At 57.4% G+C, this 26,634-nt stretch carries 29 protein-coding genes; 15 read left to right on the forward strand and 14 right to left on the reverse strand.

Annotation, left to right across the window (positions count from 1 at the left end; genetic code table 11):
* Positions 1-59 precede the first annotated feature (59 nt).
* From livH to EH206_RS21600, 5 genes are read left to right on the forward strand one after another with little or no spacing between them, the layout of a single operon-like run.
* Positions 60-986: a high-affinity branched-chain amino acid ABC transporter permease LivH gene (livH, locus tag EH206_RS21580; RefSeq protein WP_009114884.1), complete on the forward strand. Its 927-nt coding sequence runs from the start codon at positions 60-62 to the stop codon at positions 984-986.
* Positions 983-2,254: a high-affinity branched-chain amino acid ABC transporter permease LivM gene (locus EH206_RS21585; RefSeq protein WP_009114885.1), complete on the forward strand. Its 1,272-nt coding sequence runs from the start codon at positions 983-985 to the stop codon at positions 2,252-2,254. Before livH ends, EH206_RS21585 begins: the two co-directional genes overlap by 4 nt.
* A complete protein-coding gene (gene livG / locus EH206_RS21590) occupies positions 2,251-3,021 on the forward strand; it encodes a high-affinity branched-chain amino acid ABC transporter ATP-binding protein LivG (protein WP_009114886.1) in 771 nt (256 codons plus the stop codon). Before EH206_RS21585 ends, livG begins: the two co-directional genes overlap by 4 nt.
* A gap of 4 nt (positions 3,022-3,025) precedes the next feature.
* Positions 3,026-3,727: a high-affinity branched-chain amino acid ABC transporter ATP-binding protein LivF gene (livF, locus tag EH206_RS21595; protein ID WP_009114887.1), complete on the forward strand. Its 702-nt coding sequence runs from the start codon at positions 3,026-3,028 to the stop codon at positions 3,725-3,727.
* A gap of 51 nt (positions 3,728-3,778) precedes the next feature.
* A complete protein-coding gene (locus EH206_RS21600) occupies positions 3,779-4,966 on the forward strand; it encodes an aminotransferase-like domain-containing protein (protein ID WP_009114888.1) in 1,188 nt (395 codons plus the stop codon).
* Between the two features lie 43 nt (positions 4,967-5,009).
* Here the strand turns inward: EH206_RS21600 and EH206_RS21605 are convergent, their stop codons facing one another.
* The 6 genes from EH206_RS21605 to ltnD all read right to left on the reverse strand — a co-directional run bounded on the left by EH206_RS21605 (position 5,010) and on the right by ltnD (position 12,175).
* Positions 5,010-6,659, reverse strand: a complete 1,650-nt coding sequence (locus EH206_RS21605; protein WP_009114889.1) for a methyl-accepting chemotaxis protein — start codon at positions 6,657-6,659, stop codon at positions 5,010-5,012.
* Between the two features lie 340 nt (positions 6,660-6,999).
* Positions 7,000-8,358 (reverse strand): GntP family transporter, encoded by a 1,359-nt coding sequence (locus tag EH206_RS21610; RefSeq protein ID WP_009114890.1) that lies wholly within the window; start codon positions 8,356-8,358, stop codon positions 7,000-7,002.
* A 202-nt stretch (positions 8,359-8,560) separates the two neighbouring features.
* Entirely contained in the window at positions 8,561-9,349 is a 789-nt protein-coding gene (gene otnI, locus EH206_RS21615) for a 2-oxo-tetronate isomerase (protein WP_009114891.1), read from the reverse strand.
* 2 nt (positions 9,350-9,351) lie between these two features.
* Positions 9,352-9,993 (reverse strand): 3-oxo-tetronate 4-phosphate decarboxylase, encoded by a 642-nt coding sequence (otnC, locus tag EH206_RS21620; protein ID WP_009114892.1) that lies wholly within the window; start codon positions 9,991-9,993, stop codon positions 9,352-9,354.
* Positions 9,990-11,264 carry a 3-oxo-tetronate kinase gene (gene otnK, locus EH206_RS21625; RefSeq protein WP_009114893.1) on the reverse strand — a complete coding sequence of 425 codons (1,275 nt, stop codon included), beginning with the start codon at positions 11,262-11,264 and terminating at the stop codon, positions 9,990-9,992. Before otnK ends, otnC begins: the two co-directional genes overlap by 4 nt.
* A complete protein-coding gene (gene ltnD / locus EH206_RS21630) occupies positions 11,261-12,175 on the reverse strand; it encodes an L-threonate dehydrogenase (RefSeq protein ID WP_009114894.1) in 915 nt (304 codons plus the stop codon). Before ltnD ends, otnK begins: the two co-directional genes overlap by 4 nt.
* A 307-nt stretch (positions 12,176-12,482) precedes the next feature.
* Between ltnD and ygbI the strand changes: the two genes are divergently transcribed.
* Positions 12,483-13,244, forward strand: coding sequence for a DNA-binding transcriptional repressor YgbI (ygbI, locus tag EH206_RS21635; RefSeq protein WP_009114895.1), 762 nt, complete (start codon positions 12,483-12,485; stop codon positions 13,242-13,244).
* Between the two features lie 80 nt (positions 13,245-13,324).
* On the opposite strand, the gene EH206_RS21640 is transcribed toward ygbI, so the two are convergent.
* The 3 genes from EH206_RS21640 to EH206_RS21650 all read right to left on the reverse strand — a co-directional run bounded on the left by EH206_RS21640 (position 13,325) and on the right by EH206_RS21650 (position 14,535).
* Positions 13,325-13,714: a type II toxin-antitoxin system VapC family toxin gene (locus EH206_RS21640; RefSeq protein ID WP_009114896.1), complete on the reverse strand. Its 390-nt coding sequence runs from the start codon at positions 13,712-13,714 to the stop codon at positions 13,325-13,327.
* 2 nt (positions 13,715-13,716) lie between these two features.
* Positions 13,717-13,980 (reverse strand): antitoxin, encoded by a 264-nt coding sequence (locus tag EH206_RS21645; RefSeq protein WP_009114897.1) that lies wholly within the window; start codon positions 13,978-13,980, stop codon positions 13,717-13,719.
* 96 nt (positions 13,981-14,076) lie between these two features.
* The gene (locus EH206_RS21650) at positions 14,077-14,535 is read right to left on the reverse strand and encodes a helix-turn-helix domain-containing protein (RefSeq protein ID WP_009114898.1); all 459 of its coding nucleotides are present in this window, start codon (positions 14,533-14,535) and stop codon (positions 14,077-14,079) included.
* A gap of 262 nt (positions 14,536-14,797) precedes the next feature.
* Between EH206_RS21650 and ugpB the strand changes: the two genes are divergently transcribed.
* The 6 genes from ugpB to EH206_RS21680 all read left to right on the forward strand — a co-directional run bounded on the left by ugpB (position 14,798) and on the right by EH206_RS21680 (position 20,798).
* Positions 14,798-16,117: a sn-glycerol-3-phosphate ABC transporter substrate-binding protein UgpB gene (gene ugpB, locus EH206_RS21655; RefSeq protein WP_009114899.1), complete on the forward strand. Its 1,320-nt coding sequence runs from the start codon at positions 14,798-14,800 to the stop codon at positions 16,115-16,117.
* Positions 16,118-16,181: 64 nt separating this feature from the next.
* The gene (gene ugpA / locus EH206_RS21660) at positions 16,182-17,069 is read left to right on the forward strand and encodes a sn-glycerol-3-phosphate ABC transporter permease UgpA (protein ID WP_009114900.1); all 888 of its coding nucleotides are present in this window, start codon (positions 16,182-16,184) and stop codon (positions 17,067-17,069) included.
* Entirely contained in the window at positions 17,066-17,911 is an 846-nt protein-coding gene (ugpE, locus tag EH206_RS21665) for a sn-glycerol-3-phosphate ABC transporter permease UgpE (protein WP_009114901.1), read from the forward strand. The genes ugpA and ugpE overlap by 4 nt, the downstream gene beginning before the upstream one ends.
* A 51-nt stretch (positions 17,912-17,962) precedes the next feature.
* Positions 17,963-19,036: a sn-glycerol-3-phosphate import ATP-binding protein UgpC gene (locus EH206_RS21670; protein ID WP_009114902.1), complete on the forward strand. Its 1,074-nt coding sequence runs from the start codon at positions 17,963-17,965 to the stop codon at positions 19,034-19,036.
* On the forward strand, positions 19,036-19,785 hold the full coding sequence (gene ugpQ / locus EH206_RS21675; protein ID WP_009114903.1) for a glycerophosphodiester phosphodiesterase: 750 nt from the start codon (positions 19,036-19,038) through the stop codon (positions 19,783-19,785). The genes EH206_RS21670 and ugpQ overlap by 1 nt, the downstream gene beginning before the upstream one ends.
* A 56-nt stretch (positions 19,786-19,841) precedes the next feature.
* A complete protein-coding gene (locus EH206_RS21680) occupies positions 19,842-20,798 on the forward strand; it encodes an AEC family transporter (protein ID WP_009114904.1) in 957 nt (318 codons plus the stop codon).
* Between the two features lie 17 nt (positions 20,799-20,815).
* Here EH206_RS21680 and EH206_RS21685 read toward each other — a convergent pair whose 3' ends face one another.
* A complete protein-coding gene (locus tag EH206_RS21685) occupies positions 20,816-21,112 on the reverse strand; it encodes a hypothetical protein (protein WP_009114905.1) in 297 nt (98 codons plus the stop codon).
* A 204-nt stretch (positions 21,113-21,316) separates the two neighbouring features.
* Between EH206_RS21685 and EH206_RS21690 the strand changes: the two genes are divergently transcribed.
* The gene (locus EH206_RS21690) at positions 21,317-21,781 is read left to right on the forward strand and encodes a tRNA (cytidine(34)-2'-O)-methyltransferase (protein ID WP_009114906.1); all 465 of its coding nucleotides are present in this window, start codon (positions 21,317-21,319) and stop codon (positions 21,779-21,781) included.
* 61 nt (positions 21,782-21,842) lie between these two features.
* Here EH206_RS21690 and cpxA read toward each other — a convergent pair whose 3' ends face one another.
* Together cpxA and cpxR are read right to left on the reverse strand one after the other, a co-directional pair.
* Entirely contained in the window at positions 21,843-23,213 is a 1,371-nt protein-coding gene (cpxA, locus tag EH206_RS21695) for an envelope stress sensor histidine kinase CpxA (RefSeq protein WP_009114907.1), read from the reverse strand.
* The gene (cpxR, locus tag EH206_RS21700; protein ID WP_009114908.1) at positions 23,210-23,908 is read right to left on the reverse strand and encodes an envelope stress response regulator transcription factor CpxR; all 699 of its coding nucleotides are present in this window, start codon (positions 23,906-23,908) and stop codon (positions 23,210-23,212) included. The genes cpxA and cpxR overlap by 4 nt, the downstream gene beginning before the upstream one ends.
* Positions 23,909-24,060: 152 nt before the next feature.
* On the opposite strand from cpxR, the gene cpxP reads away from it, so the two are divergent.
* Complete coding sequence (gene cpxP, locus EH206_RS21705; RefSeq protein ID WP_009114909.1) at positions 24,061-24,558, forward strand: cell-envelope stress modulator CpxP; 498 nt, start codon at positions 24,061-24,063, stop codon at positions 24,556-24,558.
* 228 nt (positions 24,559-24,786) lie between these two features.
* On the opposite strand, the gene EH206_RS21710 is transcribed toward cpxP, so the two are convergent.
* Both EH206_RS21710 and EH206_RS21715 read right to left on the reverse strand, forming a co-directional pair.
* Entirely contained in the window at positions 24,787-25,770 is a 984-nt protein-coding gene (locus EH206_RS21710; protein ID WP_009114910.1) for a phage integrase, read from the reverse strand.
* Positions 25,771-25,839: 69 nt separating this feature from the next.
* Positions 25,840-26,133, reverse strand: coding sequence for a helix-turn-helix domain-containing protein (locus EH206_RS21715; RefSeq protein ID WP_040343509.1), 294 nt, complete (start codon positions 26,131-26,133; stop codon positions 25,840-25,842).
* Between the two features lie 160 nt (positions 26,134-26,293).
* Between EH206_RS21715 and EH206_RS21720 the strand changes: the two genes are divergently transcribed.
* Positions 26,294-26,533 (forward strand): hypothetical protein, encoded by a 240-nt coding sequence (locus EH206_RS21720; protein WP_040343511.1) that lies wholly within the window; start codon positions 26,294-26,296, stop codon positions 26,531-26,533.
* Positions 26,534-26,634: the final 101 nt, after the last annotated feature.

Consider the following 26,634-nt stretch of genomic DNA (forward strand, 5'->3'; position numbering starts at 1 on the left):
CCTCAGTACCGCATGCCCCCGCTATCGCAAGACGCGGGGGCAGAATTTAAGGTTAAGGTATGTCCGAGCAGTTCCTCTATTTTCTTCAGCAGATGTTCAACGGCCTGACGTTGGGCAGCACCTATGCGCTGATCGCCATCGGCTACACCATGGTTTACGGCATTATCGGCATGATAAACTTCGCCCACGGCGAAGTTTATATGATCGGCAGCTATGTCTCTTTTATCGTTATCGCCGCCCTGATGATGATGGGCATCGATGCCGGCTGGTTGCTGATCGGCGTGGCGTTTATCGCCGCCGTGGTGATATCCAGCGCCTATGGCTGGAGCATCGAACGCGTCGCCTATCGGCCGGTGCGCACCTCCAAGCGTCTGATCGCCCTGATTTCCGCCATCGGGATGTCGATTTTCCTGCAAAACTACGTCAGCCTGACGCAGGGTTCGCGCGACGTCGCCCTGCCCAGCCTGGTCACCGGACAGTGGACGCTGGGGGAGAGTAACGGCTTCGCCGCGACGATAAGCACCATGCAGTTGACCATCTGGATCGTGACGTTCCTGGCGATGCTGGCGCTGACGCTGTTTATTCGCTATTCGCGCATGGGACGCGCCTGCCGCGCCTGTGCTGAAGATCTGAAAATGGCCAGCCTGCTGGGCATCAGCACCGACCGGGTGATCTCGCTGACCTTTGTGATTGGCGCATTGATGGCGGCGGTGGCCGGCGTGCTGCTGGGGCAGTTCTACGGCGTGATTAACCCCTATATCGGCTTTATGGCCGGGATGAAAGCCTTTACCGCCGCGGTGCTGGGCGGTATAGGCAGCATTCCCGGCGCGATGATCGGCGGATTGATTCTGGGCGTGGCGGAGGCGCTGACCTCGGCCTATCTGAGCACTGAGTACAAAGATGCGGTGTCGTTCGCGCTGTTAATCGCGGTGCTGCTGGTGATGCCCACCGGTATTCTGGGCCGTCCGGAGGTTGAGAAGGTATGAAACAGCTCAATCTGTTCAACGCGTTGGTTTCCGCGCTGATGCTGCTGGTGCTGGCGGCATTTATCATGGGCATGCAACTGGGGCTTGACGGCACCAGGCTGGTGGTGCGCGGGGCGGATCAGGTGCGCTGGTACTGGATCGGCGCGGGCTGCGTGGTAGTGTTCTTCTTTCAGTTAATCCGCCCGTTCTTCCAGCAGAGCATAAAGAAATTCGCCGTCCCGTCGCTGGTATTGCCGAGCTTTGACGGCAGCACGCCGCGGCAGAAATTGCTGGCGGCGCTGTTGATCATCGCCGCCGTCGCCTGGCCGTTCCTGGTGTCGCGCGGTACGGTGGATATCGCCACCCTGACGCTGATTTATGTGATGCTGGGGCTGGGATTGAACGTCGTCGTCGGCCTGTCCGGACTGCTGGTATTGGGCTACGGCGGCTTTTACGCCATCGGCGCCTATACCTACGCCCTGCTGAACCACTACTACGGTCTGGGGTTCTGGGAAAGTCTGCCGCTGGCGGGCATGACGGCCGCCCTGTCCGGCTTCCTGCTCGGCTTCCCGGTATTGCGGCTGCGCGGCGACTATCTGGCCATCGTCACCCTGGGATTCGGGGAGATTGTCCGCATTCTGCTGTTGAACAATACCGAAATCACCGGCGGCCCGAACGGCATCAGCCAGATCCCCAAACCGACCTTCTTCGGTCTGGAGTTCAGCCGCAGCGCCCGCGACGGCTGGGACACCTTCCATAACTTTTTCGGCCTGACCTATAGCCCCGGCGATCGCATTATTTTCCTCTACCTGGTGGCGCTGCTGCTGGTGGTGCTGACGCTGTTTGTCATCAATCGCCTGCTGCGCATGCCGCTGGGCCGCGCCTGGGAAGCGCTGCGCGACGATGAAATCGCCTGCCGCTCGCTGGGGCTGAGCCCGACGCGCATCAAGCTGACGGCGTTCACCATCAGCGCGGCGTTCGCCGGTTTCGCCGGGACGCTGTTTGCCGCCCGTCAGGGCTTCGTCAGCCCGGAATCCTTCACCTTCGCCGAGTCCGCTTTTGTGCTGGCGATTGTGGTGCTGGGCGGCATGGGTTCGCAGTTCGCGGTGATCCTCGCCGCCGTGCTGCTGGTGGTGTCGCGCGAACTGATGCGCGACCTGAACGAATACAGCATGTTGCTGCTGGGCGCGCTGATGGTGTTGATGATGATCTGGCGCCCGCAGGGTTTGCTGCCGATGAAGCGTCCGCAAATGAAGTTGCAGGTGGGTAAGAAGGAAGAGCAGGCATGAGTACGCAGCCATTATTATCGGTCAGGGGTCTGACCATGCGCTTCGGCGGCCTGCTGGCGGTCAACAACGTTGAGCTGGATATTCACGCCGGGGAAATTGTCTCGCTGATCGGCCCCAACGGCGCGGGGAAAACCACGGTATTCAACTGCCTGACCGGTTTCTATCGCCCCACCGGCGGCACCATCCTGCTGCGCGATCGGCATCTGGAAGGCTTGTCCGGGCAGAAAATCGCCCGCATGGGCGTGGTGCGGACGTTCCAGCATGTGCGCCTGTTCCGTGAGATGACGGTGATTGAAAACCTGCTGGTGGCGCAGCATCAGCACCTTAAAAGCGGGGTGTTCGCCGGGCTGCTGAAAACGCCGGGCTTCCGGCGCGCCGAGGCGGATGCGCAGGATCGCGCGGCGGTGTGGCTGGAGCGCGTCGGCCTGCTGGCGCTCGCCAACCGTCAGGCGGGCAATCTGGCCTACGGCCAGCAGCGGCGGCTGGAAATCGCCCGCTGTATGGTGACCCGTCCGGAACTGCTGATGCTGGACGAACCCGCCGCCGGGCTGAACCCGAAAGAAACCGCGGAGCTGAATCAGCTGATTGTGGAACTGCGCGATCGCCATCAGGTTTCCGTGCTGTTGATCGAACATGACATGAAGCTGGTGATGGGGATTTCCGATCGGATTTACGTCGTTAATCAGGGAACCCCGCTGGCCCACGGCACCCCGACTGAAATTCGCAATAACCCGGATGTCATCCGTGCTTATCTGGGCGAAGGATAAAGTTATGCTATCATTAAATCAGGTCTCGGCCCATTACGGTAAAATTCAGGCGCTGCATCAGGTCAGCCTGCACATCGAACAGGGCGAGATCGTTACCCTTATCGGCGCCAACGGCGCCGGTAAAACCACCTTGCTGGGTACGCTGTGCGGCGATCCGCGGGCCAGCGAAGGCACCGTCATCTTTGATGGCAAAGACATTACCCACTGGCAGACCGCGCGGATTATGCGCGAGGCGATCGCCATCGTTCCCGAAGGCCGCCGCGTATTTTCCCGTATGACGGTGGAAGAAAATCTGGCCATGGGCGGATTCTTTGCCGAGCGGGAGCAATATCAGCAGCGCATCGAACGGGTCTACGACCTGTTTCCGCGCCTGTTCGAACGCCGCGCCCAGCGGGCCGGCACCATGTCCGGCGGCGAGCAGCAAATGCTGGCCATCGGCCGGGCGCTGATGAGCCAGCCGCGCCTGTTGCTGCTGGACGAACCGTCGCTGGGGCTGGCGCCGATTATCATCCTGCAAATTTTCGACACTATCGCGCAGCTGCGTGAAGAGGGCATGACCATTTTCCTGGTGGAGCAAAACGCCAATCAGGCGCTGCGTCTGGCCGACCGCGGTTATGTCTTGGAAAACGGCCATGTGGTGCTGGAAGACACCGGCGCGGCGTTACTGGCGAATGAAGCGGTGCGCTCAGCCTATCTGGGCGGTTGATTGATATCAGGCCGTTTCCCGGCCTGTTCTGCAAAAGGTACAAGAAGAGACATGGCCACTGAAGAGTTACTGGCTCGGCGCGTCGCGCAGTTGAAAAGCTCCGCCATTCGCGAACTGCTGAAGCATAGCAAGATGGATAATATTATCTCCCTGGCCGGGGGGATCCCGTCGGATGCGCTGTTTGATTTCGAGGGTCTGAATCAGGCCACGCGGTTGGCCATTACCGAACAGCCGCAAAGCGCGTTCCAGTATGGCTTGACCGAAGGCAGCGGCGTGCTGCGCGAACGCATCGCCGACCTTTGCGCCACGCGCGGCGTGAAAACGCGGGCGGAAGAGATCGTGGTGACCGCGGGTTCGCAGCAGGCGCTGGATTTAATCATGCGCGCGATGGTCGATCCGGGCGACGTATTTGTCGTTGAACGCCCCACCTACCTTGCCGCGCTGCAAACCCTGGAGCTGGCGCAGGCGCAGGTAATGTCCGTGTCCTCGGACGAAAACGGCATGGTGGTGGATGAGCTGGCGGCGCTGTTGCAGAAACAGCGCATCAAAGGCGTCTATATCGTGCCGAATTTCGGCAACCCCAGCGGCGTCACCCTGAGCGACGAGCGCCGCAGGCAGCTGATTACTCTGGCGCAACGCCATAACTTCGTTATTATCGAGGATGACCCGTACGGCGAGCTGCGTTTTACCGAAGAGCGCCACCCGACGCTGTTCCAACTGGCGCAGGAAGCGCCGGGCGCCACGCAACCTGTGCTTTATACCTCCACCTTTTCCAAGATACTGGCTCCCGGCCTGCGTCTTGGCTGGGCGATCCTCCCGGACTGGCTGCTGCATAAAGTCGCCATTATCAAACAGGCGGCGGATCTGCACGCCAGCGCGCTGTCGCAGAGCATCGCGGAGTGCTATCTGGGGTTGGGGCGTCTGGAGCGGCAAATTGAAAAAATCCGCTACGCCTATAAGGAAAAAAGCCGGCTGCTGTCCGGCCTGGTAGAGCAGGAGCTGGGGGATGTGATGAGCTTTAACCCGCCGCAAGGCGGCATGTTCCTGTGGGCCAGATTCCGCCAGCCGTTCAACACCACCGAGTGGCTAAAACAGACGCTGAATCAGGGGGTGGTGTTCGTACCGGGGGAATTCTTCTTCTCCGACTCGCCGGACTATGCGACGCTGCGTTTCTCCTTCGCCACCGCGACGGAAGCGCAGATGCATGAGGCGGTGGCGCGGCTACGCCGCGCGCTGTAATCATGGCGTGAAACCGCTGAGCGCTCAGCGGTTTCACCACCGGTTAGAACTGCTCCCAGTCGCCGCCGGAAGAGAGCGCCAGCTTGGGCTGGGCGACTTTGCGTAACGCCGGCGCCGCGGCAGGCGTTCTATTCCCCTGCGCAATACTGAACACGCTCATCAGCTCCACCAGTCTGGCGGCCTGATCGCTCAGGCTGTCGGCCGCGCTGGCGGACTCCTCCACCAGGGCGGCATTCTGCTGCGTCACCTGATCCAGCTGGTTGATAGCGTCGTTAATCTGGCCGATGCCATGCTCCTGCTCTTCGGTGGTTGAGCCAATCTCGCTGATCATCTCGGCGACGTTGCGCACCTGCCTGACCAGCTCATTGATGGTGGCGCCCGCATCGCTGACCAGCGTCGCGCCTTTCTCCACGGTGGCGACGCTTTCGCCAATCAGATCCTTGATTTCCTTGGCGGCGGAAGCGGAGCGCTGAGCCAGGGAACGGACTTCTCCCGCCACCACGGCAAATCCCCGCCCCTGCTCGCCGGCGCGGGCGGCTTCCACCGCCGCATTCAGCGCCAGGATATTGGTCTGGAAGGCAATGCCGTCAATCACGCTGATAATGTCGCCGATTTTTCGCGAACTGCCGCTGATCTCCTGCATGGTCTGCACGATGTCGCCCACCGCATCGCCGCCTTTGGCGGCGGTGTCGCTGGCGGAATGGGCCAAACGGGTGGCGGAGCGCACCGTCTCGCTATTTTGACGGATGGCCTGACTCATTTGCTCCATGGAGGCGGCGGTTTGCTGCAGGCTGGCGGCCTGCTCTTCGGTACGCTGGCTGAGGTCCGTGCTGCCGGCGGCGATTTCGCTGGCGCCGACGGAGATGGATTCACTGCTCTCGCGCACCTGATATACGATGCCGTGCAGATGTTCGCGCATACCGTTCATGGCGGCCAGCAGGCTGCCGCTATCGCCATCGCGCAGATCGACCGACATAGACAGTCGGCCTTCCGCTATCTGCCGGGCAATATGCGCCGCGTAAGCCGGTTCGCCGCCCAACTGCCCCCTAACCGTACGGGTGATCCCCCAGGCGATCAGCGCGCCGAGCAAGGCGCTGATGGCGGTGATAATCAGCAGCAGGGTGCCGGCGGCATTGGCATCGGACATAAAACGCTGCGACATGGCGACCGTATCGTTCTTATGCTCGTTGATCATGATGCTCAAAGAAGCCAGCGCCTTTTCCTGCGCCCCGATCACCTCGCCCAGAATCACCTCCCGGGCGCGATCCTGTTGGCCGGAATTGAGGAGATCGATCGCTTTTTTGATCGCATCGCTATAGGCGGGACGCACCACATTAAATTGCGCCAGCAGCTCACGCGATCTTTGCAGCTTCATTTTTTCATCCAGCTGTTTTAACAACTCGTTATTGCGGCTGATGATCGCCTCTACGCTACGGGTTTTCTCTTCAACGCGCCGGGCATCGTCATACAGCGAACCGTCGCGGATATCCTGCGCGGCGATATTCATATTGTCTTTGATTTCCTGCAGCAGCAGCAGGTTGATCAGGCGGGTATTGGCCAGATAATTCAGGTTATCCCCCACCGAAACCAGCTGAATGCGGCCGAACAGCGCCACCAGAAAACCAATCACAATCACCAGCGTAAAGCCGGCGCCCAGCATGGTGCCGAGCCTCATTTTTTTTAACCAATGCATAAAAATCCTTGAATTTCCCTTAGAGAGTTGATTTAAACCACGCCTTGAAGGTAACGATGACGCAGAAAGAGGGTGTGTAAGGCCAGGCAATATGTTGCATATTATTTAAAATAATGATTCGGGGAATTTATCGGCTAGTTAATCGGATGATTTATTTTTCATAAATTAATAAACTAAAAACATAAATTTTTATTTATTTTTACATTTATATATCATCTTATTAGCATTGTTCGTTGCTGTTATGGATAGGAATATTTAACTTTATCCATCGATAAACAGAGACCGGCAATCGGCGCAATCTGGCGGCGCCGACCCGAATTCAGACCGGCGCGCAGCGGGCTTAGAAAATAAACCACAGCGCCCAGGTAAAGATAAAACCGGCCAGACCCAGTACGGTGGTCAGCACGGTCCAGGTTCTCAGACCGTCGGCGACGGACAGGCCGAGATATTTGGTCACAATCCAGAAGCCGGAATCATTGACGTGGGAAAGCCCCAGCCCGCCGAAACAGGCGGATAACGTCACCAGCACCAGCTGCATCTGATTCAAGCCGCTGACGGCCTCGCTCAGCAGGCCGCAGGTGGTGAGAATCGCCACGGTGGCGGAGCCCTGCGAGGCGCGCAGCGCCAGAGAAAGAATAAACGCGGCGGGCACCAGCGGCAGATGAATGCTGGTCAGGGTATCCGCCAGCGCTTTGCCGATGCCGGATTCCACCAGCACTTTACCGAACACTCCGCCCGCGCCGGTCACCATGATGACCATCGCCGCGGCGGGCATGGCGTCCCCCATCACGCCGCCGGCTTTTTCCAGCGACCAGCCGCGACGCAGCGCAATCAGCCAGAAGGCCAGCGCCAGCGCGATCAGCAACGCCACCGCCGGGGAACCGACCAGCGACATCAGGTCGCGTACCCCATGGCCGGCGGGCAGGATGGTGGCGGAAACGGTGCCGAGCATAATAATCATGATCGGAATGACGATCAGCGCGGCGATCAACCCGGCCGGCGGCGCGGAGGCGGTGACTTCCTGCGGGTCGGTCTGCTCCGGTTTCGCCAATTGCAGCTGCTCCAGCACCTCCACGGAGAGCGCATAGTTACGCCGGTTAAGCCCCTTGGCGACCCAGTAGCTGATGATGCCGACGGGAACGGACACCGCCAGGCCGATGATCGTCAGCCAGCCGATATCCGCATTCAGCAATCCGGCCGCCGCTACCGGACCGGGATGCGGCGGCAGCGCGACGTGCACCGTCAGCATGACGCCGGCCACCGGCAGGCCGAATTTAATCGGCGAAACCTTGGCGACTTTCGCGAAGCCATAAACAATCGGCGCGAGAATAATAAATCCGACGTCGAAAAAGACCGGGATACCCAGAATAAAAGCGGCGCTGGTCAAGGCGGCCACCATTAATCCCGGCCCCATCAGCTGGGCGAAGCGTCTGGCCAGCGATTCCGCGCCGCCGGAGACTTCAATCATTCTGCCCAGCATGGCGCCGAGGCCGATAATAATCGTCACCGAGCCGAGGATGCCGCCCATGCCGGAGGTCACCACTTTCATGACCTCGCCCGTTGGAATACCGGTCGCCAGCGCCACCAGTAGACTCACCACCAGCAGCGCCACAAAAGGCTGTATTTTAAATTTAATAACCATCAGGAGCAGCAATAATACCCCGGCGATGGCGATGCAGAGTAGGAGTGAGGTAGCCATATTTATGATCTCATCAATATATATACCCCGGCATCTTTCACGGCGCGACAATATTGACCGCATACTGAGACCGATCGGGTATTTATGCGTTATTTAAAGAAAAAGGCGCCCTGATTTCCGTAGGAAAATAATACGGAAACCCGGTCTTTTTTGGTTTTTTAATAAAGGTTTATCTGGCGTCTCTATATATTTTTGGGTGATATTATTTTCCCTCCCTGAGCCAGGTCTGCGCCCACCCCAGCCCCGCCGCGGTTTTATCCCGCGGATGATACTCACACCCAATCCAGCCGGAATAATTCACGCGGTCCAACTCGTCAAACAGAAAAGAATAATTAACTTCCCCTTCGTCCGGTTCGTGCCTTGCCGGAACCGAGGCGATTTGAATATGCCCGACGCGGCCGTCAAGATCGTGAATAATTTGCGTCAGGTTGCCATCCACAATTTGCGCGTGGAAAAAATCCAGCTGAATATACACATTCGGCCGGCCGATCAGCTTTACCAATTCCAGCGCCTGATACTGGCTGGCGAACAGATAATTCTCTTTCACCTTCGCGCTTAACGCCTCAATCATGATATTGACGCCGTGGGGCGCAAATTTATCGGCGGCGTAACGCAGATTATCGATAAAGGTTTGCCGATAGGCATCGCCATCGGCGCCGGCCGGCACCACTCCCGCCATCACCAGTACCGACGGGCAGTTCAGCGCCAGCGCGTACTCCAGCGCGCTGTCGATATCCCGGCGCGCATCGTCGATGCGATCGGGCAGCGCGGCGACGCCCCACTCTCCCGCCGCGACGTTGCCGGGCGCGGTATTGAACAACACCTGTTTCAGGCCGTTTTCCCGCAGCTTTTCCGCCAGCAGCGGCGCCGGATACTCATAGGGAAACAGGTATTCCACCGCCTCAAAGCCGGCATCGGCCGCGGCTTTGAAACGATCGAGAAACGGCACCTCGGTAAACAGCATGGAAAGATTGGCAGCAAATTTAGGCATGATTAACTCCGTAATTCAGCAATTTCTTCAGCAGTGAGATAACGAATACGCCGGTCGCCGAGAATAAAGATCAGCTTGGCGGTTTCTTCCAGCTCTTCCATATTGTCCGCCGCCGCCCGTAAATCCTTACCGGTGACCACCGGACCGTGGTTGGCCAACAGAAACGCCCGATAGTGCGGGGCCAGCTTGGCCAAATCCTCGCCGAGCCGCGCATCGCCCGGACGGTAATAGGGTACGACCGGCACCCGGCCGACCCGCATCACCACGTAGGGCGTGAACGGTTTGACGGCGTCCTGCGGGTCCAGCCCCTCCAGACAGGAAAGCGCCGTCAGATAGGCGCTGTGCAGGTGAACGATCGCCCGGCATTGCGGGTTATTGCGGTAGATGGCGAGATGAAAGCTGATTTCCTTCGACGGCTTGTCGCCGGAAATCCATTCGCCGTCGAGGCCGACTTTGGATAGGCGGTCGGCCGCAAGCTCTCCCAGGCAAGAGCCCGTCGGCGTCGCCAGCAGCGTGCCGTCGTCCAGCAGCAGCGAGAGATTGCCCGCCGAACCGGTGGCGTAGCCGCGTTGAAAGAAAGAGGCCCCCAGTCGGACCATCTCGTCGCGCGCCTGTTGTTCATCCCTACGGCCATGCTCACTCATACTGCGAACTCCCTTTGCGCGCGGGCAAAAAAGTCTTCATCGCCGAAATTGCCGGATTTCAACGCCAGCGACAGCGGATGATTGGTGGATCTGATCCAGGGCACGCCGGGCGAAATCGACGGGCCGATATGGAAAGCATGGATGCCCAACGTTTGCACCACAATGCTGGACGTTTCGCCGCCGGCGATGATAAAGCGCTGAAAACCGTCCTGCCGCAGCTGGCGGGCGACGTCGGCGAACAGGCTTTCCACCGCCTGGCTGCTGGCCTCCGCCCCCCAGCGCTGCTGGATCCGGGCGAGATCGTCCGCGGGGGCCGTGGCGTACAGCAGCGGCGCGAGCGCCTCCGCGCGGTGTTCGTCCACCCATGCGGCGAGCTCGCGGGCATAAGCCCGCCGCGCCTCATCCCCTTGCAGGCAGCGCGCGACGTCGATGGCGCGGCTGGCCGCCTGCTCGCGGTAACGGGCGACCTGCTTATTGGTCATGTCCGAACAGGAGCCGGACAACACCACGCCGGGGCCGGGCTGCGGCATCCCGGCGGCGGTGGCCGCCGCGGTTTGCGGCGTCGACGGCGCCCACTGGCGGGCAAGGCCGATAGCCAGGCCGGAGCCGCCGGTAACCAGCGTCATATCGCGCAGCGCCTCGCCCTGCGTCAGCAGATGCTGCTGGTTCAGGGTATCCAGCACCACGTAGCGCACGCCTTGCCGCTTTAACTGCTCAAGCTGCCGTTTCACCGCCGCCGCGCCCTGCTCCATCACCTGATAGGGAACCAGCCCGCAGCGACCGGCGGCCTGCCGTTCCATCACCCGCGGCAGATTGCTGTCCGTCATCGGCGTCACCGGATGATGGCGCATGCCGGACTCGGACAGTAGCCGATCCATCACAAACAGATGGCCCTGATACACCGTCCGGCCGTTCACCGGCAACGCCGGCGAAATCACGGTTTGCGTTTCGCCCAGCGCCTCCAGCAGCGCGTCGGTAACCGGGCCGATATTGCCTTTGGCCGTGCTGTCGAACGTCGAGCAATACTTGAAATAAAACTGGCGGCAACCCTGCCGACGTAGCCAGGACAACGCGTTCAGCGATGCCGCTACCGCCTGCTCCGCCGGGCAGGAGCGGGACTTGAGGCTAATCACCACCGCCTGGGCGTCGACCTGAAAATCCGACGGCGGCACGCCGTTCAACTGAACCGTGGGCAGGCCGTTTTCGACCAGAAAGCTGGCAATGTCGGTGGCGCCGGTAAAATCGTCCGCAATAACACCCAGAGCTATCATTTTTGCTCCCGTTTTTCCGGCAGGGTAATGCCGCTGAAAATTTTGATTACCGCGCTGTCATCCTGCTTGCCGAACCCGGCATTGCTGGCGAAGGTAAACATATTGAAGGCGGTTGACGCCAGCGGCAGCGGGAAGCGCAGCGCTTTGGCCGTATCGGTCACCAGCCCCAGATCCTTGACGAAGATATCGACGGCGGATTGCGGCGTATAGTCGCCGTCCACCACATGGCGCATGCGGTTTTCAAACATCCACGAGTTCCCGGCGGCGTTGGTGACCACGTCATACATCACGTCCAGCGGTATACCGGCGCGGGCGGCCAGCGCCATCGCCTCCGCCCCGGCGGCGATATGCACGCCCGCCAGCAGCTGGTGGATAATTTTGACCGTCGCGCCCAGGCCAATCTCCTCGCCGATACGGTAAACCTTGCCGGCGACGGCGTTCAAAACCGGCCGCAGCTTGTCGAACGCCGCAGCGGAACCGGCCGCCATCACCGTCATCTCGCCCGCGGCGGCTTTGACCGCGCCGCCGGATACCGGGGCATCCAGCATGATCAGCTGATGCTGCGCCAGACGCCGGGCAATATCTTTGGCATCCTGCGCGGAGATGGTCGAGGACACCATCACCGCGGTGCCGGGCCGCAGTTTGGCGGCGACGTCGGGTTCGCCAAACAGAATAGCGTTTACCTGTGCGGCGTTGACCACCAGCAGCAGCACCGCATCCAGCCGGTCGGCAAAGGCGTCAACGCTCTCGTCGGCCCGGGCGGCGCCGGCCTGGCGTAAGCGCTCCAGCGCCTGCGGGTTGATATCGACGCCATAGGTGGTCAGCCCGGCGTTGATACAGGACGTGGCGGCGCCGAAGCCCATGGAGCCGAGACCGATAACGGCTACGGCATACTCTGCGGTTTCTTTCATAACGGTCACCTTGTTAATTTTAGTGATTATTTGTTCTATGGTGTTAAATGTAACCCCTTCGATGGTCGTTGACGGTGATTGTTATCACATAAATTAACATAAAGCTGATAAAATCCCTGCTACCGTTCGTCCGCGCAAAAAAGAATTTCATTATTAATATGTTAAATCATGATGTTATGCTTTTCTCCCGCGAGGGGTAATGCCGGAGCGTTAAACGCAGCGTGGTTTACGGCGTGAATTTATGATAATAATCGTCCTTAAACCCACCGGTTATCACAATATTTATCAAATCAGGATAGGAGCAGGGATGATTCCAGTAGAACGTCATCAACGGATTCTGGCGCTGATCGCCGAACGCGGCGTGGTGAGCATCACGGAACTGACCGAGCGGCTCAGGGTGTCGCATATGACCGTGCGGCGGGATGTGCAAAAGCTGGAGCAGGACGGCCTGTTGCTGAGCGTCTCCGGCGGCGTGCGCTCGCCCGAACGGCTGGCGATTGAGCCGTCGCATCAGGATAAATCCGTTATGTTCAGCCAGCAGAAAGAGGCGATCGGCCTGCTGGCGGCCCGGCAGATCCCGCCCAACAGCTGCATCTATCTGGACGCGGGCACCACCACGCTGTCGCTGGCGCGCCACCTGGCCGACCGGGATGATTTACTGATCGTGACCAACGATTTTGTCATCGCCGCCTTTCTTATCGAGTCCAGCCAGTGCCGCATGATCCACACCGGCGGTACGCTGTGCCGGGAAAACCGCTCCTGCGTCGGCGAAGCCACCGCGCAGGCGCTGCGTAACCTGTTTATCGATATCGCCTTTATCTCCGCCTCATCGTGGAGCCTGCGCGGCCTGTCCACGCCAAATGAAGACAAAGTGGCGGTCAAACGCGCGGTGGTGGAAGCCAGCAGCAAACGTATTCTGCTCTGCGACACCTCAAAATACGGCCGCATCGCCACCTATCTGGCCACCCCGCTAACGGTTTTAGACAGCGTTATTACCGACGACGGCCTGCCGACAGCGGCGAAAGATGCGCTGGGGAAAATGGGTGTTGAGGTGTTGGTGGCGGGATAGCGCCCTAAATTTTGGGGAAGAATATTGTAAGTTCAGTGAGAATAACCGGGTCGTTCGATGTAATTCTATGGAAAAAACAGTTACTGTGTCCAATCCTCGATAGTTAAACCCGGAACCATAGAGAAAGCATGATCATTGGTGACAAGAGTAGTTCTTTTACTCAGCGCATGGGCAGCAATTAACTGATCGAGCGTACCCATGGCTTTCCCTTTCTTCTCCATGGTAGCCCTCAGTTTGCCATAGCACGCAGCGGCATCGCTGTCCCAATCGTAAATCGTCACAGCATCCAGAAATGCTAATACGGCAGCTTTTAATGTCTTACTTTGCCGCTTTGCGACACCATAGAGTAATTCCGCTTCTGTAATGCAGGAAATGCTGATTTGGGCAGGATTTACAACCACCATCTTTGCCATGACATGAGGTTGTTGCCGGAAAAAATGACTCACCATGTTAGTGTCCAGCATGAACATGACTATTTCACTCCAGCAAAAGGATCTCTGTCTGTAAGGTCTTGTTGACGTTCTTCCTCAGTGAGAAAAGTATCAGACACTTGGGCCTTTTTTATCAGTTGCAGGACATTTTCCCATGTGTCTGGTTTAGCGGGCTTTTTTGACAATATGACATTTCCCTCTTCGTCACGGCGTATGTAAACCCGATCGGTATCGAATTCGAACTCAACAGGTAATCTGACCGCCTGGTTTCTTCCATTCTTAAATAGTTTAGCTACGCGTTCCACTTTAACCTCCCGATAAGATAGGCATATGCCTAAGCATATGTCAGATGCAGAGATGCGGCAAGATGAGCACCGCGTTTTCCCGTAATTGCGGCGCGTCTATATCCCTAAATCCTGCGCCTGATCGGTCAGCGCTTGCATCGCATCCATACTTTCATGTTCACGCTTTTTCTTATATTCCATCAAGTCGACGAACAGGATTCTGCGATGACGCCCGGTTTTATGGAAAGGCAGTTTCCCTTCTTCCAGAAGTTTTACCATATGCGGTCGCGAAACATTCAGTATATTGGCGGCCTCCTGCGTGGTGAGTTCAGCCTGAACGGGCACCACCTGCACCGTATTCCCGATAGCCAGTTCGCCTAGAATATCCATCAGTACAGCCAGCGCGGAAGTAGGCAGTTCAAGGGTATGCGTCTGCTCATCATCACCGATAATAGCGATGCGCTGCGTTTCCAGTTTGGTTGAAAGGTACGCCGCAAGTACCTGCCGTCCATGCTGTGCCAGCTCACTTTCACGGGAGTCGGGAAGGTTCAAATTGGTTAGTATCGTTGTCATCATCGTCACCCTTTTGGTTATTAACGATGAGAGTAATCGAAATAAACGAAAAAAGAAACATTCGAAATAAACGAAACAACTATATTTACCTGAAGGGTAATATTTCCGGACTGACGAGTAGAGAACGGAAGAATCGCCTTCAGGCGGAAATCACGCGTTGATTCCGCCTGTCACCTTGCCGTCATATCCCGGTTATTTTTCTGTCATACGCGCATGTCATGTTACCTGCGCATAAAAAAACATTGGGCTATTGCAGGAGACAGGCATGTTTAACCCTAACATCCGTAAAGCGGCCGCGTGCGTGGCATTGGCGTTGGTTTGCAGCGCCACTGCCCAGGCTGCCACCGAAATTCCTTTCTGGCACTCAATGGAGGGCGAGCTGGGGAAAGAGGTCAACTCACTGGCGAACCGTTTTAACCAGTCCCGCAGCGACGTAAAAATCGTCCCGGTCTATAAAGGCAACTACGAACAGAATCTGGCCGCCGGCATCGCCGCCTATCGCGCCGGCAACGCCCCGGCGATCTTGCAGGTTTATGAAGTGGGCACCGCCACCATGATGGCCAGCAAAGCCATCAAACCGGTGTATGAAGTGTTTAAAGACGCCGGCATCCATTTTGATGAGTCGGTTTTCGTCCCCACCGTTTCCGGTTATTACACCGACGCCAAAAGCGGTCAGCTGTTATCGCAACCCTTTAACAGCTCCACGCCGGTGCTGTACTACAACAAAGACGCCTTCAAAAAAGCCGGTTTAGACCCGGAACAGCCGCCGAAAACCTGGCAGCAACTGACCGAGTACACCGCCAAACTGCGTTCATCAGGCATGAAATGCGGCTATGCCAGCGGCTGGCAGGGCTGGATTCAGATTGAAAACTTCAGCGCCTGGCACGGCCTGCCGGTGGCCAGCAAAAACAACGGCTTCGACGGCAGCGACGCGGTGCTGGAATTCAACCAGCCGACGCAGGTCAAACATATTCAGCGCTTGCAGGATATGAATAAGCAAGGGAATTTCACCTATTTCGGGCGCAAGGATGAGCCGACCGAGAAGTTCTACAACGGCGACTGCGCCATCACCACCGCCTCGTCCGGTTCGCTGGCGGATATCCGCCGGCACGCCAAATTCGACTACGGCGTGGGTATGATGCCGTATGACGCCGACGTGCAGGGCGCGCCGCAGAACGCCATCATCGGCGGAGCCAGCCTGTGGGTGCTGAACGGCAAAGACGCCGCCACCTATAAAGGCGTCGCCGAATTTATGCAGTTCCTGGCGCAGCCGGAAAACGCCGCCGAGTGGCATCAGAAAACCGGTTATCTGCCCATCACCCAAGCCGCATATGAACTGACGCAAAAGCAGGGCTTCTACGAGAAGAATCCGGGCGCGGATATCGCCACGCGCCAGATGCTGAACAAGCCGCCGCTGCCGTTCACCAAAGGACTGCGCCTGGGCAATATGCCGCAGATCCGTACCGTGGTGGACGAAGAGCTGGAAAGCGTGTGGACGGGTAAGAAAACCCCGCAGCAGGCGCTGGACAGCGCCGTTGCGCGCGGCAACGCCTTGCTGCGTCGCTTCGAGCAGTCAACGAAGTAACCTCGTTGTATCGGGCCGCAGGGAAGCGGCCCGTCCCCTGGTGCAAGAATTAATGAGTTCACGCATGACATCATCCCGTCCCGTTTTCAGCCGTAGCTGGCTGCCCTATATGCTGGTGCTGCCTCAGCTACTGATTACCGCGATTTTTTTCCTCTGGCCGGCCGGTCAGGCGCTGTGGTATTCGGTGCAAAGTCTCGATCCGTTCGGGCTGTCCAGCGAATTCGTCGGTATGGAAAATTTCAGGCAGCTGCTGGATAACCCCTACTATCTCGACTCCTTTTACACCACGCTGATCTTCAGTTTTCTGGTGGCGGGATTCGGCCTGCTGATTTCCCTGTTTCTGGCGGCGCTGGTGGACTATGTTATCCGCGCCAGCCGCCTGTATCAGACGCTGATTATTCTGCCCTACGCCGTCGCGCCGGCGGTGGCGGCGGTGCTGTGGATGTTTCTGTTCAACCCCGGTCTGGGGCTGATTACCCATTTTCTCGGCCTGCTGGGGTACTCATGGAATCACGCGCAAAACAGCGGCCAGGCGATGTTTCTGGTGGTGCTGGCGTCGGTATGGAAACAGATCAGCTATAATTTCCTGTTTTTTCTGGCGGCGTTGCAGTCCATCCCCCGCTCGCTGATCGAAGCGGCGGCGATTGACGGCGCCGGCCCGGTACGCCGCTTCTTCAATCTGGTGCTGCCGCTGATCTCCCCGGTAAGCTTTTTCCTGCTGGTCATCAATCTGGTGTACGCGTTCTTCGATACCTTCCCCATCATCGACGCCGCCACCGCCGGCGGCCCGGTGCAGTCCACCACTACGCTTATCTACAAAATTTACCGCGAAGGCTTTGCCGGTCTGGATCTCTCCAGCTCCGCCGCCCAGTCGGTGGTGCTGATGCTGCTGGTTATCGGGTTGACGGTGATTCAGTTCCGCTTTGTCGAACGGAGGGTGAACTACCAATGATTGAGAACCGACGCGGACTGGATATCTTCAGCCACCTGATGCTGATCGTCGGGATCGCCGCGGTGCTGTTCCCGCTGTACGTCGGGTTCGTCGCCGCCACGCTGGACAATCAGCAAGTGTTTCAAGCGCCGATGACGCTGATCCCCGGCGCGCACCTGTGGGAAAATCTGCGCCATATCTGGCTGCACGGCGCCGGCAACAGCGTCACGCCCTTCTGGCTGATGTTGCTGAACAGCTTTGTGATGGCGCTGGCGATTACCCTGGGCAAAATCACGGTATCGATGTTGTCCGCCTACGCCATCGTCTATTTTCGCTTTCCGCTGCGCGGCCTGTTTTTCTGGATGATTTTTTTGACGCTGATGCTGCCGGTGGAAGTGCGAATCTTCCCTACGGTGGAGGTGATCGCCCGGCTGGAGATGATGGACAGCTACGCCGGGCTGACGCTGCCGCTGATGGCGTCGGCCACGGCGACGTTTTTGTTCCGGCAGTTTTTTATGACGCTGCCGGATGAGCTGCTGGAGGCGGCGCGCATCGACGGCGCCGGTCCGCTGCGCTTCTTTTTCGATATCGTGCTGCCGCTGTCGAAAACCAATCTGGCGGCGCTGTTCGTCATCACCTTTATCTACGGCTGGAACCAGTATCTGTGGCCGCTGCTGATTATCACCGATGCCAATCTCGGCACCGCGGTGGCCGGGATCAAAAGCATGATCGCCTCCGGCGACGGGGCGACGCAGTGGAATCAGGTGATGGCGGCGATGCTGCTGACCATGCTGCCGCCCCTGCTGGTGGTGCTGTTGATGCAGCGCTGGTTCGTGCGCGGTCTGGTCGACAGTGAAAAATAGCGGCTGGCCCGCCGTCGCAAGCGGCGTTGAAAAACACACGGGACGTTTTTTATGGCATGTTTAAAATTTCAGGCCGTCACCAAATCCTACGACGGCAAAAACCAGGTGATCCGCCCCATCGATCTCGACGTCGCCGACGGCGAGTTTGTGGTGATGGTCGGGCCGTCCGGCTGCGGCAAATCCACCCTGCTGCGCATGGTCGCCGGGCTGGAACGGACCACCAGCGGCGATATTTATATCGATAATCAGCGGGTCACCGATCTGGAGCCCAAAGATCGCGGCATTGCGATGGTGTTTCAGAACTATGCGCTTTATCCCCATATGAGCGTGTATGACAATATGGCCTACGGGCTGAAAATCCGCGGTTTCGGCAAAGCACAGATTCGCCAGCAGGTGGAAGAAGCGGCGCGGATTCTGGAGCTGCTGCCGCTATTGCAGCGCAAACCGCGGGAGCTGTCCGGCGGGCAGCGTCAGCGAGTGGCGATGGGGCGGGCCATCGTGCGCGAACCTGCGGTCTTTCTCTTTGATGAACCACTGTCAAACCTGGACGCCAAGCTGAGGGTACAGATGCGGCTGGAGCTACAGCAGTTACACCGCCGTCTGAAAACCACCAGCCTCTACGTCACCCACGATCAGGTTGAGGCGATGACGCTGGCGCAGCGAGTGATAGTAATGAATAAAGGCGTGGCCGAACAGATTGGCGCGCCGGCGGAGATTTATCGCCGTCCGGCATCGCTGTTTGTCGCCGCTTTTATCGGCTCGCCCGCCATGAACCTGTGGCCGGGCAGGATAAGCGACGATGGCGCGCGGTTCGAGCTGAGCGACGGCGTGGCCTTGCCGCTACCGGCGGCGAAACCGCAATGGCGCGGACGCGAGTTGACGCTGGGGGTAAGGCCGGAGCATATTCAGTTGACTACGAGCGAAACCGGCGGCATACCGTTGCAAATATCGACGCTGGAACTGCTGGGCGCGGATAATCTGGCGCACGGACAATGGGGGGCGCAAAAGGTGATTGTTCGCCTCTCCTACGAACATTGCCCGGCGCTAGATTCGACACTCTGGCTGCATCTGCCGGAATCATCATGGCATTGGTTTGATTCGCAAAGCGGATTACGGATGGAATAATGGTAAATACCTGGCCTTATCCGGCGATTGTCGCCCACCGCGGCGGCGGATCGCTGGCGCCGGAAAACACGCTGGCGGCGATCGACGCGGGTGCCGATCTCGGACACAAAATGATTGAGTTTGACGCCAAGCTGTCGCAGGACTATCAAATCTTTTTGCTGCATGACGACCGGCTTGAACGCACCAGCAACGGCTGGGGCATCGCCGGCAATCTGACCTGGGACAAGCTGGTCGGCCTGGATGCGGGAAGCTGGTTCGGTAAACGGTTTGCCGGCGAACGGCTGCCGCTATTATCGGAAGTCGCCAAACGCTGTAAGCAGTATGGCATGGCGGCCAATATCGAGATCAAGCCAACCACCGGCCACGAGCAGGAAACCGGACACCTTATCGCCCTTGCCGCGCGCCGGCTGTGGGCCGACCATCCGCTGGCGCCGCTGCTGTCCTCATTCTCGGTTCAGGCGCTGGAAGCGGCGCAACAGGCGGCGCCGGAGTTGCCGCGCGGACTGCTACTGGATGAATGGGACGACGACTGGCAAGCCCTGACGCGGCGTTTGGCATGCCTGTCCATCCACCTTAACCATCAACTGCTGACGGCGGAACGGGTGACGTTATTGCAGGCCGCCGGACTGCGGATTCTGGCGTATACCGTGAACCAGCCACAACGGGCGCAAACTTTGCTTGACTGGGGCGTTGACTGCATCTGTACCGACCGGATAGATTTAATCGGCTCAGATTTTGCTGCCGGCTGAAATCTGGTCATGCTCATCCTTCAGCAATTGGTGCCGGTTACTAAGGAAGTGGCTCCATGCCCGCATTTATCAGTTCGCTCTGGCACCAGATTTCTCTCTCTTTACCGCTGTTTGTTTTGATCGCGCTGGGTTACGGCCTGATCCGTTATGGAAAATGGCCGACCGCCATTACCGACGGCATGAGTCGCTTTGTCTTCTCGGTGGCGATGCCGGCCATGTTATTCCGCCTGATGAGCGATTTTTCCCAACGTCCCGCGGTCGACGCCCGGCTGCTGATCGCTTTTTTCGGCAGTTGCCTGATCGTCTTTATACTGGGCCGCATTGTGGCGCGCCGGGTTTTTCATCTGGACGGCGTTTCCGGGTCCATTTTTTCGCTGAGCGGCATCTTTTCCAACAATGTCATGCTCGGTCTGCCCATCGCCACGCTGATGTTGGGTGAAGAGGCGCTCCCTTCCGTGGCGCTGGTGGTGGTGTTTAACGGTCTGATTCTCTGGACGTTGGTGACGATATCGGTGGAGTGGGCGCGCAACGGAGCGCTGTCGCTGCAAGGGTTTACCAAAACCGCGCTGGGAGTGCTGAAAAACCCGTTGATTATCGGCATTATTTCCGGGACGGCGTTCAGCCTGACAGGTCTGTCGCTGCCGTTTTACGTCGACCAGCCGCTGAGTATGCTGGGGCAGATTGCGATGCCGCTATCGCTGATCGCCCTGGGAATGGGGCTGGCGGAATACCAGATCCGCGACGGCTGGCAAATCAGCAGCGCCATTTGCGCCATCAAACTGCTGGTTCAGCCGCTGGTAATTTGGGGCATCGCGGTCGCGCTCAACCTGCCGGAAACGGAGACGCGGGCGGTGGTATTGCTGGGCTCAATGTCAGTGGGGGTGAACGTCTATCTGATGTCGCGCCAGTTCAACGTGCTGGGCGCTCCGGTGGCGTCGAGCTTGCTGCTGTCGACGGCGCTCGCCGCACTGACCACCCCGCTGATCCTGACCCTGATGGGCGTACGATTATAGCGGCGCGATCGGGGGCTTTACGGCGTCTGCCGCGGCAACATCCTTTGCTGGGTGCCGCGTTGCTTATCCTGCTGTAATTGCTGTTTTTGCTGTTGCTGTAGCTGGGTATTGCGCTGCTGTAGTTGTTGATTCAGCTGTTGTTTGTGCAATTGTTGATTCTGCTGCATACGCTGTTGCAACTGCTTCTGGCTATTGATGCCATTTTCATACTGCTGCTGTTGCACCGATGGCGCCTTCACGGCGTCGGCCCGGGTAACCAGCGGCAGTGAAAACAAGGCGAATAATAATGCCGTCGACGTTATTGCGTGTTTCATTCGGGTCCTCCACGGCACGGAATGTGCCAAACCGTATATCTACTCGAAACCGCATACATTTCCAGTTCCGTTAATAACAGTGTAAGCGCTGCGAGCGGAAACGTCGCGCAGAGTTATCTGTATTATGTGCCCGTCAGGCTTTGGGTCACCCGCCGGGAATGTTATATACTGCGGCGGAATTTTTCCTGGCATTGAAGTTATCCCATGTTTCATATTGCGCTCTATGAACCACAAATCGCGCCCAATACCGGCAATATCATCCGTCTGGCCGCCAATAACGGCTGCACGCTGCACCTGATTGAACCGCTGGGCTTTGATTTTGAAGAGAAGAAGCTGCGTCGGGCGGGGCTGGATTATCACGATTTGGCCAGCGTCAGTCGCCATAAAAATTATCAGGATTTTCTGGCGGCGGTCGCCGGACGGCGCATTTTCGCCTGTACCACCAGAGGCAGCCGAGCTTACGATCGGCCGGCCTACCAACCGGGCGACGTGCTGCTGTTCGGTTCGGAAACCGCCGGCCTGCCGGATGATATCCGCAACGGCTTTGCCGCGGACTTCCGTATCCGCATCCCCATGCAGCCGGAGAGCCGCAGCCTTAACCTGTCCAACGCCGTCGCCATCATCAGCTATGAAGCCTGGCGGCAGAACGGCTTCGGCGGCCGCGCCTAACGGCCTGGGACGTCAAAATCGATTCCTATTCCCCCGGCTGCGGCGCCGACAGCCCGGCATGCTAGCGCTGGTCCAGCGGCAGCCAGATAACCAGCCGCAGGCCGCCCAGCGGGCTATCTTCCGCTTTCACCCAGCCTTTATGCTGCGAGATCGCCGTTTCCACGATGGCCAGACCTAACCCGGTACCGCCCGACTCCCGATCGCGGGCTTCATCGGTGCGATAAAACGGACGGAAGATCTGCTCGCGATCTTCCGGGCTGACGCCGGGGCCGTCATCGTCCACTTTGATGGTAATACCCTGGTTATCGACGGAAAACGCCACGGCGATATGCTGGTGAGAATAACGCAGCGCATTGCGGACAATATTTTCCAGCGCGCTGTCGAGTGCGGAAGGATTGCCATACAGCGTCCACGGCCCGGGCGGATAGGTCACCTCCAGCGTTTTACCCATTTGCTCCGCTTCAAAACGGGCGTCATCCAGTACGTCGCCCCACAGTTCGTCGGCGCGGATAAATTCGCGGGTGAGTTCGTTCTTATGCTGATTGCGCGACAGCACCAGCAGGTCATTAATCATGCCGTCCAGCCGCTGGGTCTCGGTTTCGATGCGAGCGAGTTCATGACCCTCCCCCTGACGCCTACGCAGCAATGCGGTGGCTAGTTGCAGACGGGTAAGCGGAGTGCGCAGTTCGTGTGAAATATCCGACAGCAGGCGTTGCTGGGCGGTGACCATACGATCCAGCGCACTGACCATCTGGTTAAAACTGACCCCCGTCGCCAGAAACTCCTGCGGTCCGGACTCCAGCTCGGGATGTTGACGCAGGCTGCCCCGCGCGACTTCGTCCGCCGCGTATTTCAGTTTACGCGCCGGCTTGGCCAGGCTCCAGGCAAGCCATAACAACAAGGGCGCGCTGATCAGCATGGTAAAGATCAACAGCAGCAACGGGCGGTCAAACAACAGGTTGATAAAATCCGATTGCAAACTGCTCGCCGGGCGGATCAGGTAAAGCTGGTAGTTATCCTCGCCATCGCGGATGGAAAACGGCCCCAGCAGCTCCACGCGGCCATATTTCTTTTTTTGCGGATGATCGGCGTTGTTGGACAGGCCGATAAAGTTACGCACAATTTGCGTTTCGCTTTTCTGCGCGCCGAGCACCCGCCCTTCGCTGGTCACCAATAACAGCCGCTGCCCCGGCGGCGCCCATTTCTCAATCACCCAGAATAGCCTCACCCACCAGCGCAAATCGTTGGCCGGGGTGTTGGCCAGATCGGCCTCGATATGCTGCTCCAGCATGATGCCTTGCCGCTGCTCGCTTTCCAGCAATGCGGTGAGCTGGCGGGAATCAAGCTTCGGCACCATCAGCACCAACATCAGCACCAGCGCCAGCGTCAGCCAGAAAATCGCGAAAATGCGCGCGGTCAGGCTATTAATCATGCAGCAGACACCATCAGGTAACCTCGGCCGCGCAAGGTTTTAAACCACGGCAACCCATCTTTACGCTGCGGTAATTTACGCCGCAGATTGGAGATATGCATATCGATGGCGCGGTCAAACGGCGTAAGCCGTTTGCCCAGCACCTCCTGACTCAGGTGCTCACGCGAGACAACCTGACCCAGCCGCTGCGCCAGCAGATACAGCAGCGTAAATTCGGTACCGGTCAGATCCAGCACGGTTTCATCAAAGCTGGCTTCCTGCCGGCCCGGATTGAGCCGCAGACCGTCAACCTCCACCGTGGGGGCGCTGGATTCGCCGGACTGTTGCTGATCCGTCCAGTTGGAACGCCGCAAAATGGCGCGGATACGGGCCACCAGTTCGCGGTCGTTAAAGGGTTTCGGCAGATAATCATCCGCGCCTAATTCCAGACCCAGTACCCGGTCCAGCTCGCTGCCGCGGGCGGTTAACATGATCACCGGGGTCTGATGCTGCTGGCGCAACTCTTTTAAGGTATCGATACCGTTTTTCTTCGGCATCATCACATCCAGCAATAGCAGATCGACCGTGCTATCCAATACGTTTAACGCCTGTTCGCCGTCATAGGCGACAACGACGTTAAAACCTTCCATTTCGAGCAATTCTTTTAATAAAGAGGTTAGCTCTCTATCGTCATCAACCAACAGGATCTTATTCATGTTTTATCTACCTCCAGGGGCAAAATACGTCATAGATTAGCGCTATTCCATGACTTTACGTAGTTTTACATCCTCTGACGCATGTTTGCAGCAAGACGATTAGACTGATGCTCATTGATTCACAGAACAGCACGCCGACCGGGGAGTTATTGATGCAACACGCCACAACGTTATCTCTTGCTTCACTGCTGATGCTGAGTTCTTTCACCGCATTTGCAGCGGGTGTCGAGGGGACGTCTGTGAATGGCTGTCAGGATGACTCGGCCATCAAACGAATTCCCGATCAGCAGGGGATGTTTGACGGTGTGAAGTTAAGCGTTCAGCAACGCCAGCAGATGCGCGATTTGATGCATCAGGGCCGTCAGGACGCTCCGGCGTTTAACACCGAAGATATTGAAACCATGCATAAGCTGGTTATCGCCAACCGATTTGATGAAGCCGCGGTTCGCGCTCAGCTAACCAGGATGACGCAGGTACAGATTGAGCGTCAGGTCCAGATGACCCGGGTGCGCAACCAGATGTATAACCTGCTGACCAGCGAGCAGAAAGAAATTTTAGACCAGAAACACCAACAGCGCATGAAAGAGATGCAGCAGCAGATATCCCTGTTTAACCAGACGCCAAGTCAACCACCGGGCGTGAACGAGTAGTAACCCCTAGCAGTGAGTAGTGTAGTTCGAGTAATAGATACCATTTTCCTTGCCATAGACACCATCCCTGTCTTTTGCCCTCCATGATGGAGGGCTTTTTTTTGGCGATTTTCCGGGTAAACCGTTTTAAAACAACCACCTATTAAGCAATCACAAGCAACTGTAAACGGTTATAAAGTGGTCAAAAACGGGCCATTTTGGGCAAATGTGGTCAACATGTGGACACTTTCAAACGGCTATTTTTCCCCGTAATGGGTTGAGCGTAATAGCATTTTCCAGATAGTCCGGCGCCAGGTGCGCGTAAGTCATGGTCTGCTGGATGCTGGCATGACCCAAAATCTGCTGTAGCGCGACCAGACTTCCCCCGTTCATCACAAAGTGGCTGGCAAACGTATGCCGCAAAATGTGCGATGCCTGGCCTTTCGGTATATCCGGCTTTACCGCCCTGATTTGCTCACAGAACGCCGGATAGTCAACCTTAAACAGCCTGCCGGTTTCGCGGGTTTTAATAGTCCGTTCCACCTCTTCCGAAATGGGGATGGTTCTATTTTTGCCGTTCTTTGTTTCCGTAAACGTCACCCGGTGATTCACTATCTGACCTGCGCGTAACGCGCTGGCCTCTCCCCATCTTGCCCCGGTGCTCAGGCATAACACCGCCAACCTGTACGCGTCGCCTTCCAGCACTGCCAGCAGCCGCGCGATCTCCGCTTCCGCCAGGAATGTGACCGATGCCGGTTTTTCAGTTAGCGGCGGCAAGCCTTTTAGCGGATTATCACCCGCATAGACTTCCAGCTTAATCAACGCCGAAAACATGCCGGAAAGCCGGTACATATCGCGGTTAATGGTTGACGGGTTGGTGCCGCCAGTCAACCGCAGCGTGCGGAATTCCAGTATCGCGCGTTTATTTATCCGGCAGATCTCCGGGTCGCCCATCTGTTCAGTTGTACGTTTCAGGTGTCGCTTTTCAATCATGCCGTTTTTCAACGTCTGGCCGTGATAAAGCCACCATAATTCGACCAGTTCACTGAGCTGGCGACGCTCAACGCCATAGCCGTGCTGCCACTCTTTTTTATCCGTTCTGGATAACGTATAGCGTTCAAAAGCTACCGCTTCCGTTTTCTTCTCAAACTTCCGCCGGATGCGTTTTCCTTTGCGTCCGATCGGGCGTATGTCCACTTCATATTGACCATCATCGAGCTTCTTAATTGCCATAAGAAAGCCCTCCGGCGGTCAGTTCACAATCCTGATAACAGATAGTGAAAATGTAATGTTTATAGAGCGTTAACCAGTCTGTTTGTCTGAGTGGTTGGATTGCGTTGAGTCTGGCCCAATGTGTGCGAGGGCCGGTGCTATCTGCCCAGCCGCTGGCGCTGTCTTATCCGTCATCAGCCATAGGGTGTATTTTTCAAACTGCTTACATCTTGTAAGAAGCATTACCGATTGAATGCCGGGTTCGGCGTGCCCGCCCTCATAATTCTTTAAAGTGCTTAGCGCCATCCCGCTGATTTCACAGAATTTTGCTTGTGTAAGGCCTTCAGCCTTCCTAATCGCCCTGATTTTTTGTCCCATATTCATTTGACAAAGTTCCAAGTTAAAGACTATATTCCTGCAAAAGGTCTGTTTGTAGGAACCTTTTGAGGCACGAAAAACCAACCGCACAAGCAAGCAACAGAAAGCAAGCCTAAGCGATTGGTGATCGAATGAGAGTATCACGACACGGTGAAGGGGTGAACGGATGAGCAAAGAGAATGAGGGCGCTTTAGTCAAGGCCGAACCTGCCGACCTCGTAGCGTTGGCTGTAAATACATTGGGGTTCATGAAAAAAGAGGCCAGCAATTCGGGCAAGGAATTTACTGACCATCAGTTAAGTGCAGTGGTTAATTTGATGTATCTTTACCACCCTTGGATAACTGACCACTTAGAAGCGTACAGGTTTGAGCAAACAGGAAAAGAACTTTTTCTTCATGATTCATAACCGATTCCTTACGTGAGTAGTTGTTTGTCCATAGTTCCCACCAGAACAAACGGACAGAAAAAAGATAGCACAAGCCACGCGCCGGGCGTGGCTAAAAACCC

Origin of the sequence: Brenneria nigrifluens DSM 30175 = ATCC 13028, assembly GCF_005484965.1 — a bacterium.
Classification (GTDB): domain Bacteria; phylum Pseudomonadota; class Gammaproteobacteria; order Enterobacterales; family Enterobacteriaceae; genus Brenneria; species Brenneria nigrifluens.